Source organism: Sporosarcina ureae DSM 2281 (genome assembly GCF_000425545.1).
In the GTDB taxonomy this organism is placed as follows: domain Bacteria; phylum Bacillota; class Bacilli; order Bacillales_A; family Planococcaceae; genus Sporosarcina; species Sporosarcina ureae.
Window position 1 is genome coordinate 135239 of the sequence record NZ_AUDQ01000007.1, and the last position, 19223, is coordinate 154461.

Here is a 19223-nt window from a genome sequence, read left to right on the forward strand (position 1 = left end):
ATTAAATTAATACTAGTATAGCAATTTCTGTTCTTGCTTTAAGCTAAATCCTTAAACTCCTTAGAAACTCCTAAATTGTAATCATGCCATCGAAAAGATGTTGGCATGATTTTTGTACAAGTATTGTAGTCCTACACGTAATCGGTGCTTTCTGCATACATTTTCGATACGTTTATCTTATACTGCTCAATAGAGGGAAAAGGAGCGCATGCTATGAATAAAATTTCAACGAAGTTAGCGGCTTCATTCATCATTTCATTTCTTATTTTGGATACATTGCTGATGGTCTATTTACATCAAACCATCACACATGCCCGGGTGGATGAAGAACTAGATCGACTCTTAAAAACGGGTAGCAATCATCGAAATGTGTTGGAAGATAATTATACTGAAACGACTCTACACCATATTATTCTTATGGAAAGCGGTGGCGAACGAGACGTCGCGATTCTCGATGATAGAGGAAATATCGTACAGCATTCATTGGATAACGAAGAAATTCTCACTCCATACGTATCCGAACTACACGACACGCAACTAACGGAAGATACTATACTACCCGTGGATTGGGAAACGTCTCCTTATCTTGTCAGCATGCATCCGTATGAAGTAAAAGGCAATTCAGGGACTCTCGTCATGTTGCAAAGTACTATTCCAATCCGACAACTTGTCAATCAACTTAACGCCCATTTTCTACTTGCAGGTGGCGGAAGCATTGTCGTTCTGTTTATTGTCTACTTATTACTGTCCAAATGGTTGACACGTCCACTCATTCGGATGAAAGAAGCAACGGAACAGATCAGTGAAGGTTTGTATGATGTGGACTTACCGAAGTTGTCTAATGATGAGCTAGGAGAACTGGCAGCTTCCATCCGGAAATTATCGAATGATTTGAGTCGTGTGAAACGTGAACGAAAAGAATTTCTAGCGTCCGTGTCTCATGAAATGGGAACCCCCCTTACGTACTTGATCGGCTATGCCAAAGTGGCTCAGCGCACAGAACTGAATGATACGGAGCGATTCGACTACTTATCGATTATCGAAGAAGAAGCTGAGCGTTTAAAAACACTCGTGAAAAACTTGATGGATCTAGCGCAAATGGATGAAATGACGTTCACTGTGACGAAATCCGAATTCTCTGCCGATGAGTTCATCCGAGATATTGTGCAGCTTGTCCAACCATCATTTGATTTGAAGGGAATTACGCTTCGGATCGAACAAGTCCGCGATTTCCCTATCGTGGCAGATCGAATGCGCCTCGAACAAATTATTCTTAATCTGTTAGATAACGCGCTTCACTATTCTGAAACCGGTAGCACCGTAATCATTCGTGCGTTTCAAGATAAAAAGCATGTAATCTTACAAGTCGAAGACAGCGGATGCGGCATTGCAGCGGAAAATCAGCAACAAATTTTTGAAAAACTGTATCGCGTCGAGAAATCCCGTTCTCGTTCATTTGGCGGTGCTGGCCTTGGTTTGGCAACGGTGAAGGAATTAACAGAAGCACATGGTGGCACGATCGAAGTACAAAGCGAATTAGAAAAAGGCAGTATCTTTACGGTACGATTATAATGAAAGTGGGTGACGCATATGAAGACCATTTTGCTTGTTGATGATGAACAACGCATGCTCGATCTGCTAGAACTTTTCCTTGCACCACACGGATATCGCTGTTTGCAAGCGACTGACGGCCAAAAAGCAATTGATCTATTCAAAGTGGAGGACGTACAGCTCGTGTTGCTCGATGTCATGATGCCTGGCATGGACGGATGGGAAGTTTGCCGCAGAATGAGAGAATTTTCAGCTGTACCTGTAATTTTATTAACGGCTCGATCCGACAAATCCGATGTTGTAAAAGGACTTGACCTAGGGGCAGATGATTATATTACGAAACCATTTGACGAGCGCGAACTCATCGCGAGAGTGCGCGTGGCATTACGGCGTACAGAGAACGAAAATCAACCGAAGACTATTCATGAAGGTCCATTTACTCTTGACTTGGAGTCCTATTCCATCCTGTATGACACGTATGAAGTTCAACTTACGTTAAAGGAGTTCTATATTATAGAAGCAATGATGAATCGGCCAAATCGGACGTTTACCCGGGAAGACTTGCTTCAAGTAGCTTGGGAATATGACACGTATACAGAGGTTCGGACAGTCGATTCGCATATTCGAAATCTACGGGATAAGTTGAGGAAATCAAATTTTCCAATTGATGAGATTTTGGTGACAGTTTGGGGCATCGGCTATAAGTGGAGGTAACTACATATCATGCTATAAAGTTAGAAAAGGCTACTTTCCATGAATGGAGAGTAGCCTTTTCTTAATTACGTAAAATAACATACACTAGATACACGACGTACGCTACAGCTAGCATGAGCCCTTCACGCTTACCAATTTTGAAGCCAGTTCTAGCGAATAGCAATAATACTAGGGTCAATACAAGCATAATGATGACGTCAATAAACACTTTATCGTTCACCGCGATAGGCGTAATGACAGAGGAAGCCCCGAGAACAAACAGGATGTTAAAAATATTGCTACCGACGATGTTCCCTAAAGCAATTTCACTTTCTTTTTTCAAAGCCGCTGAAATTGATGTAACCAATTCAGGCAATGACGTACCGATCGCGATGATCGTAAGACCGACTAATGTTTCGCTCATGCCAAGAGAATAAGCGATTTTCGTGGCGTTGCTAACGACCAAATCGCCTCCGAATATAATCGCTGCCAACCCGACTAGCGTAATTAGTATATTCTTCCCCCACTTCACATTATCAGTGGCTTGTGTAAGCGTAGCATTTTGACGGCTTCGAAGGCCAAGTTCAATCACATAGTACATAAAGATCGAAAGGAATAGTAAGAAAATAATTCCATCGCCGCGTGTGATCATATTGCTGCTGAAGCCTTGTAATGCCATATCACTTATCAACACCAACATGACTATACTTGCTAATAAAGTGAACGGAATCTCTTTCCGGATAGTCTCACTTTGTACCTTCAACGGAAACAGAAATGCCGCCATCCCGACAACGATGGTGATATTGAATATATTACTTCCGACTACGTTCCCCACTGCGACATCTGCGTTTCCGCCCATCGCTGCAATAATACTGACTGTCGCTTCCGGTGAGCTAGTTCCGAGCGCTACAATAGTGAGTCCAATTAATATAGGAGGAATTTGAAGCAGCCTCGCGATATTTGAAGAGCCATCAACGAAATAGTCGGCTCCTTTTATTAAGAATACAAACCCAATAATGAGTAATACATAGGACATATATTGGTTACCTCCTCCATAGGAATGAAATTTCTAGTTAGCTGTATGTAAGCATGTCCTGACTATTCTAAAATGATTTCTTCAACTACATTAACACTATGTAAATCCCTACAAGCACAATGATTATTCAAGAAAATGAATTTGATTTTACCTCCCCATAGTATTCATCATTCTCAACCACTGATATTTTATACGACGTAAGCTCTACTACAACCATCCTTCCCTCTTTTGTGTTTTCACTATTGATTATCTCACGTCATCACTACTAATGCATCCTACAAGTCATATAAAGACATTCACTTCTCATTAGTGCCTGCCTTCTTGATTGGTACGAAAATTAAAAGTGTATTAACTCTTGAAAAAAATCTGAATATATGGCATACTATTCCTGTACACACAATTAAATACTATAACTAGGGGCGTCCAACGTTATTGGACTGAGATGGAATGTTAGTACACGCATTCCGGACTCTTTGGACCTGATCTGGCTCGTACCAGCGTAGGGAAGTTTTCATTTTATCAGCAACGCTTATTTTGCGTTTTGAAGACCAGGTCCTATCTACGGAACTGGTCTTTTTTGTTGCCGATTCCCTTTACTTGAATCGAGTCATGGTCACCCCTCAAAAGGAGACGATGACAAAATGCAAGAGAAGAAAGAAGAAATCCGTATCCATGAATGTTTTCCGGCAAGTAGCAAGACTTATGTACAAGGAAGTCGTCCTGACATACTCGTACCGATGCGCGAAATTGAACTATCACCAACTGTAACTGATCAAGGTGAAATACCAAATGAACCTTTCCGTGTCTATGATACAAGCGGTAAATATACGGAAGCTGGTTATCAAGTGGATATCCAAAAAGGACTCCCGAATATTAAGAAGAACTGGATAGTTGAACGAAATGACGTGGAAGAGTATGAAGGTCGGCAAGTGAAGCCACAGGATAATGGGTACCGTTCAATGGAAAAAATGAAAAATGACGCAGAATTTCCATTGTTGAAACGCAAACCATTACGAGCAAAAAGTGGCATGAATGTTACACAAATGCATTATGCACGCAAAGGAATCATTACACCTGAAATGGAATTCATTGCAATCCGCGAAAATGTAACGCCTGAACTTGTACGGGATGAAGTGGCGAGAGGACGGGCGATTATACCGTCTAATATTAACCATCCAGAAGCGGAACCGATGATTATCGGTAGTAAATTCCATGTGAAAATCAATGCGAATATCGGAAATTCTGCGGTCTCCTCATCAATTGCTGAGGAAGTGGAAAAGATGACATGGGCTACACGTTGGGGTGCAGATAATATCATGGATTTATCAACGGGAAAGAACATTCATACAACACGTGAATGGATCATCCGCAACTCACCTGTCCCAGTGGGAACGGTCCCATTATATCAAGCGTTGGAAAAAGTAAACGGCAAAGTGGAAGATCTCTCATGGGAAGTATTCCGCGACACATTGATTGAGCAGGCTGAGCAAGGTGTCAGCTACTTTACCATTCATGCGGGTGTTCTGCTCCGTTATATTCCCATGACGATTCATCGTGTGACCGGCATTGTCTCACGTGGTGGTTCTATTATGGCCCAGTGGTGTATGTTGCATCATAAAGAAAGTTTTCTATACACACACTTTGAAGATATATGTGAAATTATGAAACAGTACGATATCGCGTTTTCCTTGGGAGATGGATTACGTCCCGGCTCAATTGCTGATGCCAATGACGAGGCACAATTCGCAGAACTTGAAACACTTGGCGAACTAACGAAGATTGCTTGGTCCCATGATGTGCAAGTCATGGTAGAAGGTCCTGGACATGTGCCTATGCATTTAATTAAGGAGAATATGGATAAGCAAATGGAGATTTGTCAAGAAGCGCCTTTTTATACACTCGGTCCTTTGACGACAGATATTGCTCCTGCCTATGACCACATCACATCTGCTATTGGTGCGGCTATGATCGGCTGGTTCGGGACCGCGATGTTATGTTATGTAACGCCTAAAGAGCACCTTGGTCTACCGAATAAAGATGATGTGCGTGAAGGCGTCATAACGTATAAAATTGCAGCCCATGCAGCTGATTTAGCTAAAGGTCATCCGAATGCACACAAACGTGATGACGCACTATCAAAGGCCCGCTTCGAATTCCGTTGGAGAGATCAATTTAATTTAAGCTTGGATCCAGAACGTGCGATGGAATATCATGATGAGACACTGCCGGCTGAAGGAGCCAAGATCGCCCACTTCTGTTCGATGTGCGGACCTAAATTTTGCAGTATGCGAATTTCACACGACATTAGAAAATATGCTGATGAAAACAGTTTAGAAGAGAAGCTAGCAATGGAAAGTGGCATGAAGGAAAAGGCTGAAGAATTTAAAAAATCCGGTGCTGAAATCTATCTTTAATAAGGAGTGAATGGAGTTATGACAACCGAACAGTTAATTCATCAGATCTCTGTAAAACGCCGAAATCTTCATCAGTTAGAAGAACAGTTGGCTCTCCTGCAAGCACAATGCATACACGAATATACAGAAACTGTAACATATAGGAAATGTATGAAATGCTTGAAGATCGAGAGTGTCCATTATTAATACATGTTCTGCTATTCAAAAACAGGCTTTGTGCTCTATTGGCTTTCTGAAAAACTCACCGGTATTGTGACGTACTTTCGTTTTCCATTCACGCACCCAATTACACAAATACTTTTAGCCGTTGTCCTTTCAAAGTTGGATTTCATGTTGGTACAATAAAAAGCGACCCACCACGCCTCTTTGCAATGCGGATCTAGGTGGGTCATTTTTATTATGATAACAAGATCTGAAATTGTGATTTTTTTCAATGTAGCCCATTACTAAAATAGATACGTTTAATCAAACTCTTCATATTCATTCGGATGCTGCCCTTCTACTCTTCCCGCTTCGCCTTTATCTAAAGAATCAATTTGTCTCAAATCTTCTTCAGTCAATTCAAAGTCGAATACATCGAGATTCGCTTTTTGATGGGCATAGTTAGATGATTTTACTACCGTTAAAATATCATTCTGCAGGTTCCAACGAATAATAATTTGCGCTGGTTGCTTATTGTATTTTTTAGCTATCGAAACAATCGTTTCATTTTCTAACACGTCGTTTAATTCGCGCCCTAAAGGACTCCAAGCTTCTGTTACGATACCGCGGCTTTTATTGTATTCCACTAGTTCATTATTGTTAAAATACGGATGGCGTTCAATCTGATTGGTCGCCGGCGTTACACCTGTTTCCTCAATGATACGCTCTAGATGTTCCGGCAAGAAATTAGAAACACCAATCGTCTTAATCAGTCCGAATTTCTGCGCATCGACTAAAGCTTGCCACGCTTCTACGTATTGATCTTGTTTTGGAAGTGGCCAATGAATCAAGTATTTATCAAAGTAATCGATTCCGATACGGTACAGTGACTCTTGAATCATCAGAATGGCTCTTTCGTAATCATGTGAAGCTCCAGGAAGTTTGGAACTGACCAACAGTTCTTCCCTAGGTACAGATGACCGCCGAACCGCTTCTCCTACCATTCCTTCATTATTATAATTCGTTGATGTATCAATCAGTCTGTACCCCGCTTCGATCGCAGTTAACGTACTGACTACACCTTGCGCACCTTTTACTTTAACCGTTCCGAAACCAATTGAAGGAAGGTTCGTTTCATCATTCAATCGCATCGATTGTATATTCAACTGTTCCATTTTTATCTTACTCCTTTTTTAAAAGTAAACTCTTCTACTCGCCTTATCCATGTAATTTCCCTTGCTGAAAGTGAACTAAACATTCATTCCCCTTTAGAATCAAAAAGCACCTGTGTCTGCAATACACATGAATAGTTAAACATCCATGTGTATTGCCGGCACAAGTGCACTTCTTACTTTTCCTTAAACGATCGAAACAGCATATAGCTAAATAAAACAAAGCCAGAGAAAGCGATAATGAACTGTACCGCAAATCGATCTGCTTCCGCCACTTGTTGTAACACTTGGAATGGATTGAACACTATATCCCAACTATTGAAACGTAGAAACCTTCCAATATAAACACCGATTCCTGTCAGTAAACCAACACTTAAAATACTGGCGTAGCCGATCTTCCTTGAATACTTCTTTCTGACAATCTGTTCGAAAATATAAAAAGACTCCAGTCCTACTACGATGGAATAAAAGAAACCCACGGCAATTACTAATAACTTCGCCCATATCAAGATGTCTTGACTGTATACTATACCGCCACCCGGCGCATACGGTCCTACATTTGCCATCCACCTGAACTTTTCATTCGCTATATGAATAAAATCCGTTACGAGATAGACGGAATTTGGGAAGAAAAATAACCAAAGCAATATCCAGAAAACAGACCAACTGATCTTTCTTTGCCCGACCGTTATGACCGCTTGATTAATGAAGAATAACGGTAATATGGCTAATAACACATTCCAAGATAACGCCGCATAGAGGAAATCCAAACTCTTAAAGAGCATGAATAGACAGACGCCCCAATAAGCAAACATGAATAATACTAGTACTTTATGTTTCTCAAAAGATATCTTCACGGAACCTCCCCTAGTAAGAATTATTATATATTACCTCTTAATCTTGAATGAACTACTAGAGTAAACGAATCGAATCGAGTTAAGTTGCACCTGCATAAAAGATTGTATAGAGTTCTGTAAATATAGAAAATGTATTTCAAAAATCGACACATAGTACTAGGTGTTAAAAAGGAGCTTGAAATAAGTGGAACCGTAAAAATACGTAATGATCAAAACAGGTAAAGAAATCTTATCGAAAGAGTTGTACGAGCTGCAATCGAAAAAGCGACAAGTTGCATTACAGCGCATTAAAAACGCATGTAAATTTTGTGATTTTAGAGAGGACTCTGAGTACGAGGCTGCATTAATATCGCAAGCACAAATTGAAGTGCGTAGTTTACTGCTTTTAGATAGACTACGACATGCAGAAGTAACTTCCGTGCCGGATGACGAAACAGATCCTGTCGTTTTCGGTGCACCTGTGACATTCATTAAACTACCGGATGGTGACGAAGAGGTCGATTTAGTTAACGGGACCATTTCAAATGAATTCCACTTGCCAATAACCTATTAGGACGTTCTATTGGTGATCAAGTAGTAGTTAAAACACCAGGCGGAGAAATGACTTTTCAAATTGTGGAAGTACGATGAATAATATCAATAGTTTGATTGTATACCTTCAGGGGTATATAGTGTAACTGTATAGATCATATAAAACCTATTAACAGGAGGATTTAAATTGAAACGCATTAAAACTATAGAGGAATGGCGAACTGTTAGAGAAAGTTCTAAAGAACAATCCGTTCTTCTCTTTAAAATGAGTTTGACATGTTTCAGTAGCCTATCCGCTAAAAAAGAATTACATAACCTCGTTACAGACTTACCTCTCTATGTCATTGTCGTACAAACGGATCAAGCTGTTTCGAAAGCGATTGAAAGTGATTTAAACGTGAGACATGAATCGCCGCAATTGTTAATTGTAAAAGATCAAAAAGCAACGTGGCAAGCCACACATTATCACATTAAAGAAAGCCTAGTTCGTGATGCGATTGAAATGTATAGCTAATCATAAAATACCTGTGCATGAGATTTTTAGGAATGTATATACATTCATGTTCATTTCAGACACGGGTATTTCTACACACTTCCGACCAAACAAACAAAACCGAGTTTTGTTTGTTTGGTCGGAATATAGTAGTCATAGTAACACCCCTGTATTCTCAACGCCGTACTATCGCTTCCCCATCTCCCTTGTTTAGCACCCGTAGCTTTATCTCAAAGCTACGTATTCACTTTTCAAAATTAGGCAACTCCACGCAGGTTACGTGTACGTATAGGTGCACATCCTCAAGTACTTTACGACTTTATTTATTCAACTTTATCATCCATACAAGAAGATCTTGCAGGACGGTTGTGTGGAGAGTGTAATGAATGTACTGCCCTTTTTTCTCCGAAGTGACAAGCCCTGCATTACGTAAAATGTTTAAATGATTGGAAATGCTCGGCTTACTCATCTCGAATTCTTCGTGTATTTCACTGGCGGTTAGAGATCCTTTTTCACTGAGTAGCGTTAATATTTGTCTTCTAGTTTCGTCGTTTAAAGCTTTAAAAATGTCATCCAAATCGAGTTTCCCCTTTCACTTCAAGCATTTAGATGTTTGTCTAATTAGTTATTTACCTAATTGTATACTACTTGAAGCAATTAAAAAAGTACCTGTTCTAAAAACAAATAGGAATGGTTAACATTCACGTTTGTTTTCGTACAGGTACTCTTCGAAAAAATGTACACTTCAAGTTCATATGTCTTACAGCTTCGTGCGCTCTCTCAATTTACTGTGCAATTCATTTAATCTCGCCATAAGTTCTTCATACTCCGACAAGGCGATATTACACAATTGAATTTCTTCGTTGACTCGCTCTGTAATAGTATTTTTTTCGTTATGCGCTTTTTTCTCTAGCGTGACATGTACATTACGTTCGTCTTCTACAGAACGTTCTTTGCGGAGCCAGCCTTTTTCCTGCATACGGGAAATCATCGGCGTGAGCGTCCCTGTACCTAGGCCTACTAGTTCACCAAGCTCTTTCATCGTAATTCTGTCATGCTCCCATAACGCGAGCAGCACCAAGTATTGCGGATACGTGAGTCCGAATGGTTTCAAAACACTGGTGTATAGCTTAGTGAACTCTCCCGCAGTTTCATAAACAGCAAAACACAGCTGTTTATCTAGCGTAGAAAAGTCTTTTTTCATAATAGTTTTTCCACATCTTCCGCCAGTTTTGCAGGATTTGTTTGGGGTGCGTATCGCTTCACGACGTGTCCGTCTCGATCTACTAAGAACTTTGTGAAGTTCCATTTGATTTTTTTCGAGAGTAGCCCACTTTTTTCTGTTGTAAGATAATTGAATAACGGGTCTGCTTCATCGCCATTTACAATCACTTTCCCCATCATCGGGAACGAAACACCATAGTTAAGTTGGCAGAATTCAGTCGTTTCATCAATAGTATCAAATTCCTGGTCATTGAATTGATCGCAAGGGAAGCCGAGTACCATCAAGCCATCTTCTTTATACTGTTCATATAGCGATTGTAAACCACCAAATTGTGGAGCAAAGCCGCATTTACTAGCTGTGTTTACGATGACTAAAGGCTTCCCTTCATACTCTTTTAAAGACAACAACTCGCCATTCGTTTTTTTCACTTCAAAATCGTAAACCGATACCATTTGAATTCCTCCTCTTATTTCACTGTAATTTCCACTTCAACATTCCCGCTGAGCGCTTTAGAATACGGGCAGTAATTATGCGCTTTCTTTGCATATTCTTCTGCAGTTGCCTGATCAACACCTTCAATTGTCACTTCAAGTTTGGCACCTAGTTTCACACCGCCATCCGTTTTATCTGGATAGAGTGCCACAGTTGCGATTACTTCACTACTAGCATATTCTACTTTTCCTTTATCTAACTGAATTTCGAGTGCACTGTTGAAACATGCACTATATCCAGCTGCAAACAATTGTTCAGGATTCGATGCGCCGGACACAACACCGCCAAGCGCTACAGGCTTCGCTACATCTAAATTGAATATATTATCGGGTGAATAAACAGAGCCATCGCGTCCGCCTGTATTAATAATCGTCGTTTCATATAGTGGTTTCATGTAAAATTCCTCTTTTCATTAGTAGGTTGCGCACGATTTAATCGTATACGATTCAAATTATGATTACAATTATTTTGCTTCAATATACAAATTAAAAAATATCCGCGCATGAACTTTTATGACTGTTTACACAATCACACTGGTTTCTTACACAGTTTGACAATCACGTTGGCATTTGTACATGAACGTATAAGGGCAAAATGATGATCTAACAACCGAAATAATACGCCAATCATACAAATCTACACTAACAATATTTAGATAAGAACAGCATGTTGAAGCCATTGCGAATTGAGCGGTGAAATGAAGTTTGTTAGAGATGTGAAATAGGTGATTCACGACACAAAAAAACACTGAAAATCATTCAGTGTTTTCGCTATGCATATAGTATCTCTTCTTCCTAATGCCAAGTACCTCTCCACAAAAAATCATTTCTTTAAACTGATTAATTTATATTTAAATAAGATAGTCATTCCAAAATTCATTAAGAAATGAACAAAAACGGGAACTAAGAGATTGTTAGTTTTAACATATATCCAACCAAAAACTATACTTGGTATGGTGATATTCATTAACATCATTGGCTTTTTGAAGTATTGGATATGAAAGACTAGAAACAATAATGTCGCAGATAGGATGGCCACCCATTGGTTACCTGTATATACGAAAAATAAATTCTGGATAATACCTCTAAATAAAACTTCTTCAAACAAAGCGGCTAAAAACATGAAAATAAAAAGTGATGACAATGAACCGTCTTGATATGTTTTATTCATGCCATCAATGGAATTCGAAGGAATACTAAACGTTAAGACGACTCCGAATAGTAATAAAGCAATTGAAGCAATACCAGTAATCACTATAGATTCTATTGGCTTATTAAAGGAAAGTAGACTTTGAATAGTTAGTACGTCATAAACCACTAAACCAAATAAAACAGCTATACAAAGTAATGATAATGAAGAGAATGCAAACATCACGTCTTTAGTTTTAATATCGCGTTTTATATTTTCTGACCCCTTCTTTATATGATCCATATATATGATTTCCTCTCTAGATGACTTTAATGCAGCTGGAATAATCATTACTAATTCTTCAAGCATAGATCTATAATTCATACGTTCATAAAATGGTAAAGGTTTCATTAATTCAAGTATTGCTATAGTAAAACACCCATGGATACGTGACTTTTGTTTAGTCTGTTAAAACATAAAAGCACCGCATATATGCGATGCTTTTAATGTGTTAATTCATTGTCAATTCATTCAACAGCTCCCCTAATTTTTTCACGCTAGCTGTTTCCTCTGTTACGGTTTGTTCCAGTAGCTTTTTCTGTCTGTCAAGCGCACTCGACAGTGTTTTGATTTCTACTGACAGATCCGGCTTCGTTTGTTCCTTCTTTGCCTTCAAAGACTTGATCGTATCAAATAAATCTTCATGGTCCACAATCCGTCCAGCACCCCACATCAGCTGCTCTTTCGGTGCTTTGATCACATAGTCCGTGAAGTAGTTGAATACTTCCTGATCGAAGTCATACGCATACCAGTTGTTGTCAATTGCGTGCAAGTACTCGTCCAATGGAGTGGCGATATCTCCTGTAGTTAATGCCTCAATAGAAGCAGTTAAGTTTTTTACGTTATTTTGCGCATGTTCGTGAGGGAAAATCGGTTCATCTTCCCACGTCAATCGCACGAATTGGTCTTCCGCATATTTATAAGCAGCCAACAAGTCGCTATTCAACTCACGACTTTCTTCGTACAGCTTCTTCGCTCGGTCTGCATCCTCGTTTTTGAGTGCTTCCGCATACTCTTTATTAATGTCAGCGACTTTTGCATTCACTTCTTCTGCACTAGACATCGCGTGATCGATCTCTGTCGTCAAGTCGTCCGAAGTAACAGATGCCTGTTTAAATGCATCGGCATCGATCAAGTCTTTCATTGCCTGCAGACGTGTTGTGAAGTCTAACGGTACAATTGCCGTTTGATCGTAATGTATTGTCAATAAACCATAAAGGTTTAAGTGGAATTTCAGTGCCTCGGCGTTGAACGCGTCTTCGCTGTCGAATTGAGAATGATAATGAGAGTGCATAAATTCACTATCTTGGAAATCATTCCGAAGCGCTGGCACACCGGCAATACTGAATGAGAAATCATCTGACCATGTACGTAGTGGAGAAACGACTGAAATCCCATCTTTGTACACATCGGATAATGGCGGTACTTCTTTTGCGAACTCCGTCAAGTAGTTATTCAACTCGTAAGTCGAGCGAATTTCATCTTGTGTCGTATGTTCAAATGCTGGAAGTTCGAAGTTCATATTCGCAAACGTCTTTCCGACCCACTCGGGATGAATATTGAAGATTTGATTGTAGGCACCTGTCGACCAGTCGTATCGAGTATTCGACTTACCCCATTCTTCCGCTGCAATCGCATTGAAAATAATGGTCTTTTCTGGTTGATAACCGCTGTCAATCATCCCTTTAGCGATTCCCAACATCATGCCGATTGCTGCATTGTCATCTTGGAAGCCCGCGAAATACGAATCATAATGGCCAGATAACAGAATATAGGAATCCGGATCTTTTCCGACGATTTTCCCGTAATAATTATACGCTTCCTGATCCATCTTCACAGTAGATTTTGCATCAAATTTCACGGTAAGCGTGTCATTTTTACTTGCTTCTAGTGCCTTTTTCAGTTCACCTGCATCGGTCTGAGACATCGAGAATGCAGGAGCATCGTCCGGTCCACAAATATCCTGTGTATTCAACGCATCTGGATCCACTTCGGCATAGCCAGCTTCCTGCACCGCGATGACCCCCGCCGCCCCTTTCACATGCGCTTGATAAGTAGGGTAATTAATCCACCATTCTTCTCGCTGATTGATGTCAATTAACACGAGTTTCCCTTCGATATCCAACCCTTCCAAATCTGCTGCAGTCCCTTTACCTGCATAGACGATCTCAAGTTCTTTCACACCGTTCGTATCAAAGTTCACTTGATAGCCGCCTAGTACAGCTAAATGCTCTTTACCGGCAGTATCTGTAAAGGTTAAATCGGCCTTCTCAAATTCCCAACTATCTACCGTAAATGCATCTTTCGTCACTTCGGTCAGTCCGATTTTCTTCATTTCTTCTCCAATTTTCTCCCCTGTCTTTCGTTCTGCTTCTGAACCTGCAGTACGATAGCCAAGTTTCTCATTGGTTTTATATTCTTCCATTCCTTTAGCGAATTCAAAAGCATATTTTACATCTACTTTAGACAAGTACTTGTCCTTTTCATCTGAGAGTGGAGCGGTCTTTACGTCCTCTACAGGCTCTTTCTTCTCTTTGGAAGTATCTTCTTTTGGCGTACACGCAACGAGTGACGTTGCAACGAGCATGGACAACGTTAAGTAACTCACCATCTTTTTCATTTATCACAGTCCTTTTCATTTATTGCAATCAATTCATTAAACGATAGAGTGAGAGTTTTCGCAATAGTTTTTTGGGTTTTTATCACGAATTCTATTGAATATTTTTGATGAGTTATATTTTTAATGGATCACAGCAAACAAAACGCATTTATGTTTGCTTTGATTCTACCGATGAATGGAGTTTGTTTGAATGGCCATTTGTCTTTCAGCGTCCAAAACTTTATCAATAGTGATTTGCTGAACTCTAAACTCAACCTTTCTAGTTTTTCTATTTCAACTAGGTTAAAATTCTCCATTCTCAACTTCTCCCTAATTTTTACAAACCAAAAAACCGCGTAAATTTAAGTTATAAAACTTGGTTTCACACGGCTTTAATTTTGCTGTCATTATTTCTTTATCCATTTCGATTCAACAGGAATCCCTGCATCAGCAAATAGATTATATACCGGGCATCTTCTTTCTACTTCTGCTTTTAATTGCTCAATCGCCTCGTCTGACTCATTCGTAGTGATTTCACAAACAAAACGAACTTTTTGGAAATGAGTTTTTATGCCTGCTTCCCCCATCAAACCTCTAGCATCCACGATTCCCGTCGTATCAAAATTAATTGCTGTAAAAGTAAAGTCTTGTTCGTGAGCAATTAATGGAATCATTACTGCTTTACAGCCATTTAGCGCAGCTGCGATAAACTCAAGTGGATTTGCCCCAGTATCAGTTCCACCTAAGTGAACAGGTTCATCCATCGGAAATCCTTCAAAATCCCGGATCGTATGTGTAGAGCGAACCCCTTCATCCCACTTCGCTGTAGCAGAAATCTTTACTAACGTATTGTTTGTTGTTGACATAAAACGCATCCCCTTTTAATTCATACTATTATAATATGTATTGTAGCATATAGAAGTACTGAATGTAATAGGAAATGAAAAGTTATTGTACAAATTCACAGAAATTTATAAAATATGTGAGAAATATACGATAAGATCAGCTAGTCAGTCATTATACACTTTGACTCGCTTGATAAATAGTGAACAGACAAAACCAATAATTTATATGATCGTCGCAAATAAAAATGCATTCTGTACACCTGAAATGACCGCTTCCGCTTGATGAGCAGCTGTAATCTGGTCGCTGATATTTCGTAAGAATGTATTTTGTGACGTATTTAATATAGTAATCCCAATCGCTGTACCAATTGCTCCAGACGTTTGGATCACGGAGTTAACGATCGCCGTACCATCAGGGTAGCGGTTTAACTGTAGCGAGTTTATTCCATTTGTTTGAGATGGCTTCGTCACCATCGACATACTCATCATTAATAACATAACGAAGATGATAATTAAGTAAAAACTAGTTGTCGATGAAATCGTCGCAAAAAATAGCGCAGCCGCAGTACTAATTGTAAATCCACCAATAACTAAGCCTCGCGGGCCATAGCGATCAAAAATACGTCCGCTACCATCGACATAATACCGTTAAAAATACCACCAGGTAACAGTAACAGACCTGCTTTCGAAGCAGATAAACCTAGTCCTGCTTGCATAAATAAAGGCAATAAAACATTGGAGGAGAATATAATTAGATTCGCAAACAACGTAATGATAATGCCTAATGTAAACATTAGATGCTTAAACACTTCCAAATGAAGCATCGGTTCTTTAATAGATAATTGACGAAAAGCATATTCAACGAGGGCGATCAAGCCGATTACAAACGCTACAATCACAATCGGACTTGACCATCCTTCACTTTCGCCCGCAAAGCTAAATCCAAAGACAATACCGCCAAAACCAATGGTAGACAGAATAATGGATAACACATCGATCTTTTGCTTCTGAACAGCGGATAAATTGGGCAAGTAAATAATACCAAATACCAATGCGAAAATGAGGATCGGAGCGATTATCCAAAAAATCATATGCCAATTGAAATAATCAATAATCAATCCCGCAGATATCGGACCAATAGCAGGCGCAAACATCATCACAAGGCCTACTAACCCCATCCCAGTCCCTCTTTTCCAAGGTGGAAAGAGCATAAGAACTGTATGGAATAACAATGGCACCAGTAAACCCGTACCGATCGCTTGAATAATTCGTCCAGTTAACAATATAGTGAAAGTCGGAGAAACCGCAGCTATCAGTACACCCGCGATAGAAAAGCTCATACTCGTGATAAAAAGATTCCTTGTCGGAACACGTTTGATGAGTAATCCTGAAATGGGAATGATAATACCGAGTACGAGTAAATATCCCGTAGTTAACCACTGCACCGTAGATGCAGAAATAGCGAATTTCTTTATCAAGTCATTCATCGTCATATTTAATGCTGTTTCACTAAATAATCCGATAAATCCACCAATCAATAGCACAGTCATGATCGGGGCGACTTTTAATTCTTTATTTTTATTTTTTCTTGTATTGAATCTTCCATATATCGAACCTTCCTCCATAACTAATACTGACCATAAAAAATAAGATAACATCTAGCCACTGGGATAGCTAGATATCACCTCAGAAAAGTGCAGATATAGTGTGTTTGGGAAAGAAACAAACATTCATTTATTTTCATGCGTAGTATTTTTGTCCCCTATCACAAAGTCATAAGGAATATCTACTTATCGCCATATCATTTTACTTACTTATCATTTCAGCTGGAGTAATCGCTTCATATGGAAGAAATGTCGTGCTAATTTTCGTAATGAACCAATTCTCACGACCCGGTTCCGGATTCTTTTCTACCGTAATCACTTTATGCCCTTTGCCGAAACTCGCATAGGATGTGATCAGGTCATATGCAAGAGTGAATTGTTGCTTTGTTTCACTGATTTTATGAACATGAACAATATGAATATTTGACACCCATGGACTAGATTGACCAGTTACCCAATTATTTTCTGCAAATTGCTTTTCTGTACGTTTTTGAAGTGCTGGGGATAATACTGCATGTTGAACAGCGCCACTACGGTTTTGCAGTCCTACTACCCATAGTTCAACAGTTTGTAAAGGCGTTCTAGTTTGCAGTCCATAAATAAAGGAACGTAATTGACTATCCATGCGACTGGTCACCTTTCGAAATACATTTCTAACATCGTATGTTTTGAAAGGTTTTCTGGCACCTAAATTTACCGCTGTTATCGTACCCTTTAATAGTATACTAAACTACTGATTTCTAAAATCAAACTTTCCTCTTAGTACGTCTAAAGATTTTCCATTAATCATTACGGTGATATGATCTAGCTACTTTACGTCCGTTCAATTATTTATTCCTTTTGTAATTGATCATTACGATCTTTAGTAGCCTCATCTAAAGTTGTTTGTATGGAGTGACTTTTTAAATATTCGTGTAAGACAATTTCGGCATGATCCATGACCTCTTTAATTCTACAAACACGTTGATCCTCTTCTTGCTCTAGTAACTGCCCATTGCTTTCATCTATCAATACTGTATGTTGTTTAGAATCTGAATTAGAACAATTAAACATGTTTTGTCTACCTTCAGTTGACAAAATAACATCCAAAAATGTGATATGACTAGCTGGCCGTGATAATTCATATCCACCTTTTACACCAGGAACAGCCCTTATGATTCCATCTTTCCGTAACTGAGTCATAATTTTCGATAAATAACTCTCCGATACGTTTAGCTTATTGGATAATTCTTTAATACCTATTTTGTCTTCACTCTCTGAATTAGCCAAATACACTAAGGCATGTAACGCATAATCAGTACTTTTCGCAAATTGCATTCTTTCAACCCCATTCATTGTATTTCTTCGTGTTTAAAACTATCCATAATATCTATAATAGACAAGTGAAAACCCTCCGAAAACTGTTTGAACGTACTCTTTATTCGTCTTGTCCTTTTACTAAAATAATCTCTTTATCTCGATAAAGCATAACACTCGCCAACATAAATGATAGTACATCAGCAATAGGGAATGCAAGAAAGACCCCGTACACCCCGAAATAAATAGGTAAGATTATCACTAAAGGTACCAAGAAAAACACTTGTCTGGCAAGAGAAAGAATTAAAGCTTGTCTAGGTTTCCCTATAGCTTGGTAAATACCTCCGGCAATGATTTGTACGCCAACAATAAAATAAAGAGAAAAAATGATTTGCATTGCATTTGATCCTATTTCTATAAATTCTGGGTCGCTTGTGAAAATTCCCATAGCATACTCAGGGAATAATTGAACTAGAAGAACGACGACTACAGAAATAATCACAACATATCTTAAAGATAACCATATCGTCTTTCTCATTCTTTCATATAGTTTCGCACCGTAGTTGTACCCTACAATTGGTAACATTCCCTGCATGATCCCGTTAATTGGCATAACCGCAAAGGCAATGACACGTTGGGCGACACCATAAGCTGCCAAATACATATCTCCCCCGTATTGAAGTAACATCGTATTAATCACTATAGCTACTAAGCTAAATGATGCAGTGTGTACAAAGGTGTAAACGTTAAACTAGATTCAACAGCTTTCAACAAATAAGAATCAACAGTTTTCCACAAAAAAATCTACTTTCTATATACTGAAGCTAGTCTATAGAAAGAGAGGTATAGGAAGTGGAAAAGTGGATGGTTTACAATGAAATACATAGATTGCGTAAAGAAGGATTCTCTAACAGTGCAATCTCCAGAAAGCTCAAAATTTCTAGAAATAGGGTGATTGATTATGGGAAAATGAAACCAGATGAATTCTTCAAATTCACATTGTCTTTACAGACTAGAAGTAAGAAGTTAGATCCCTATCGAGATCAAATACTTGAATGGTTAAAGGAGCATCCGGATCTTTCCGGA

Annotated in this window: 18 protein-coding genes, 2 pseudogenes and 1 riboswitch; of the genes and pseudogenes, 6 read left to right on the forward strand and 14 right to left on the reverse strand. The window is 39.1% G+C overall.

The window, feature by feature from the left end:
- Window positions 1–213 precede the first annotated feature (213 nt).
- Both H605_RS0108825 and H605_RS0108830 read left to right on the forward strand, forming a co-directional pair.
- Complete coding sequence (locus H605_RS0108825) at window positions 214–1572, forward strand: sensor histidine kinase (protein WP_029053885.1); 1359 nt, start codon at window positions 214–216, stop codon at window positions 1570–1572.
- A gap of 18 nt (window positions 1573–1590) precedes the next feature.
- Entirely contained in the window at window positions 1591–2265 is a 675-nt protein-coding gene (locus tag H605_RS0108830; protein WP_029053886.1) for a response regulator transcription factor, read from the forward strand.
- A gap of 61 nt (window positions 2266–2326) precedes the next feature.
- On the opposite strand, the gene H605_RS0108835 is transcribed toward H605_RS0108830, so the two are convergent.
- A complete protein-coding gene (locus H605_RS0108835; protein ID WP_029053887.1) occupies window positions 2327–3280 on the reverse strand; it encodes a calcium/sodium antiporter in 954 nt (317 codons plus the stop codon).
- Window positions 3281–3685: 405 nt separating this feature from the next.
- A riboswitch (TPP riboswitch) is annotated at window positions 3686–3803 on the forward strand.
- A 118-nt stretch (window positions 3804–3921) separates the two neighbouring features.
- Between H605_RS0108835 and thiC the strand changes: the two genes are divergently transcribed.
- On the forward strand, window positions 3922–5694 hold the full coding sequence (gene thiC / locus H605_RS0108840) for a phosphomethylpyrimidine synthase ThiC (RefSeq protein WP_029053888.1): 1773 nt from the start codon (window positions 3922–3924) through the stop codon (window positions 5692–5694).
- Between the two features lie 461 nt (window positions 5695–6155).
- On the opposite strand, the gene H605_RS0108850 is transcribed toward thiC, so the two are convergent.
- Window positions 6156–7010, reverse strand: a complete 855-nt coding sequence (locus tag H605_RS0108850) for an aldo/keto reductase (protein ID WP_029053890.1) — start codon at window positions 7008–7010, stop codon at window positions 6156–6158.
- A gap of 173 nt (window positions 7011–7183) precedes the next feature.
- Window positions 7184–7864: a DUF1361 domain-containing protein gene (locus tag H605_RS18395; RefSeq protein ID WP_029053891.1), complete on the reverse strand. Its 681-nt coding sequence runs from the start codon at window positions 7862–7864 to the stop codon at window positions 7184–7186.
- Between the two features lie 205 nt (window positions 7865–8069).
- On the opposite strand from H605_RS18395, the gene H605_RS17665 reads away from it, so the two are divergent.
- From H605_RS17665 to ytxJ, 3 genes are all read left to right on the forward strand, one after another.
- Window positions 8070–8417 carry a GreA/GreB family elongation factor gene (locus H605_RS17665; RefSeq protein WP_051210526.1) on the forward strand — a complete coding sequence of 116 codons (348 nt, stop codon included), beginning with the start codon at window positions 8070–8072 and terminating at the stop codon, window positions 8415–8417.
- Between the two features lie 8 nt (window positions 8418–8425).
- Window positions 8426–8494 carry a hypothetical protein gene (locus H605_RS19730; protein WP_418347001.1) on the forward strand — a complete coding sequence of 23 codons (69 nt, stop codon included), beginning with the start codon at window positions 8426–8428 and terminating at the stop codon, window positions 8492–8494.
- An 88-nt stretch (window positions 8495–8582) separates the two neighbouring features.
- Window positions 8583–8909, forward strand: coding sequence for a bacillithiol system redox-active protein YtxJ (ytxJ, locus tag H605_RS0108865; RefSeq protein ID WP_029053892.1), 327 nt, complete (start codon window positions 8583–8585; stop codon window positions 8907–8909).
- 298 nt (window positions 8910–9207) lie between these two features.
- On the opposite strand, the gene H605_RS0108870 is transcribed toward ytxJ, so the two are convergent.
- The 11 genes and pseudogenes from H605_RS0108870 to H605_RS17675 form a co-directional block, all read right to left on the reverse strand.
- Window positions 9208–9465 carry an autorepressor SdpR family transcription factor gene (locus H605_RS0108870; protein WP_029053893.1) on the reverse strand — a complete coding sequence of 86 codons (258 nt, stop codon included), beginning with the start codon at window positions 9463–9465 and terminating at the stop codon, window positions 9208–9210.
- Window positions 9466–9648: 183 nt separating this feature from the next.
- Window positions 9649–10092, reverse strand: coding sequence for a MarR family winged helix-turn-helix transcriptional regulator (locus H605_RS0108875; protein WP_029053894.1), 444 nt, complete (start codon window positions 10090–10092; stop codon window positions 9649–9651).
- Entirely contained in the window at window positions 10089–10565 is a 477-nt protein-coding gene (locus tag H605_RS0108880) for a glutathione peroxidase (protein ID WP_029053895.1), read from the reverse strand. Before H605_RS0108880 ends, H605_RS0108875 begins: the two co-directional genes overlap by 4 nt.
- A 14-nt stretch (window positions 10566–10579) precedes the next feature.
- Window positions 10580–10999, reverse strand: coding sequence for an organic hydroperoxide resistance protein (locus H605_RS0108885; RefSeq protein WP_029053896.1), 420 nt, complete (start codon window positions 10997–10999; stop codon window positions 10580–10582).
- A gap of 428 nt (window positions 11000–11427) precedes the next feature.
- Window positions 11428–12144, reverse strand: coding sequence for a CPBP family intramembrane glutamic endopeptidase (locus tag H605_RS0108890; RefSeq protein ID WP_232321230.1), 717 nt, complete (start codon window positions 12142–12144; stop codon window positions 11428–11430).
- A gap of 100 nt (window positions 12145–12244) precedes the next feature.
- Window positions 12245–14413 (reverse strand): M28 family peptidase, encoded by a 2169-nt coding sequence (locus tag H605_RS0108895; RefSeq protein ID WP_029053898.1) that lies wholly within the window; start codon window positions 14411–14413, stop codon window positions 12245–12247.
- 386 nt (window positions 14414–14799) lie between these two features.
- Window positions 14800–15258: an OsmC family protein gene (locus tag H605_RS0108905; protein WP_029053899.1), complete on the reverse strand. Its 459-nt coding sequence runs from the start codon at window positions 15256–15258 to the stop codon at window positions 14800–14802.
- A 201-nt stretch (window positions 15259–15459) separates the two neighbouring features.
- Window positions 15460–16862: pseudogene (locus tag H605_RS17670) on the reverse strand (DHA2 family efflux MFS transporter permease subunit).
- Between the two features lie 181 nt (window positions 16863–17043).
- Window positions 17044–17466, reverse strand: a complete 423-nt coding sequence (locus H605_RS0108915; RefSeq protein ID WP_029053900.1) for a hypothetical protein — start codon at window positions 17464–17466, stop codon at window positions 17044–17046.
- Between the two features lie 206 nt (window positions 17467–17672).
- Complete coding sequence (locus tag H605_RS0108920; protein ID WP_029053901.1) at window positions 17673–18158, reverse strand: RrF2 family transcriptional regulator; 486 nt, start codon at window positions 18156–18158, stop codon at window positions 17673–17675.
- A gap of 100 nt (window positions 18159–18258) precedes the next feature.
- A pseudogene (locus tag H605_RS17675) lies at window positions 18259–18858 on the reverse strand (MATE family efflux transporter); the annotation flags it as partial.
- Window positions 18859–19223: the final 365 nt, after the last annotated feature.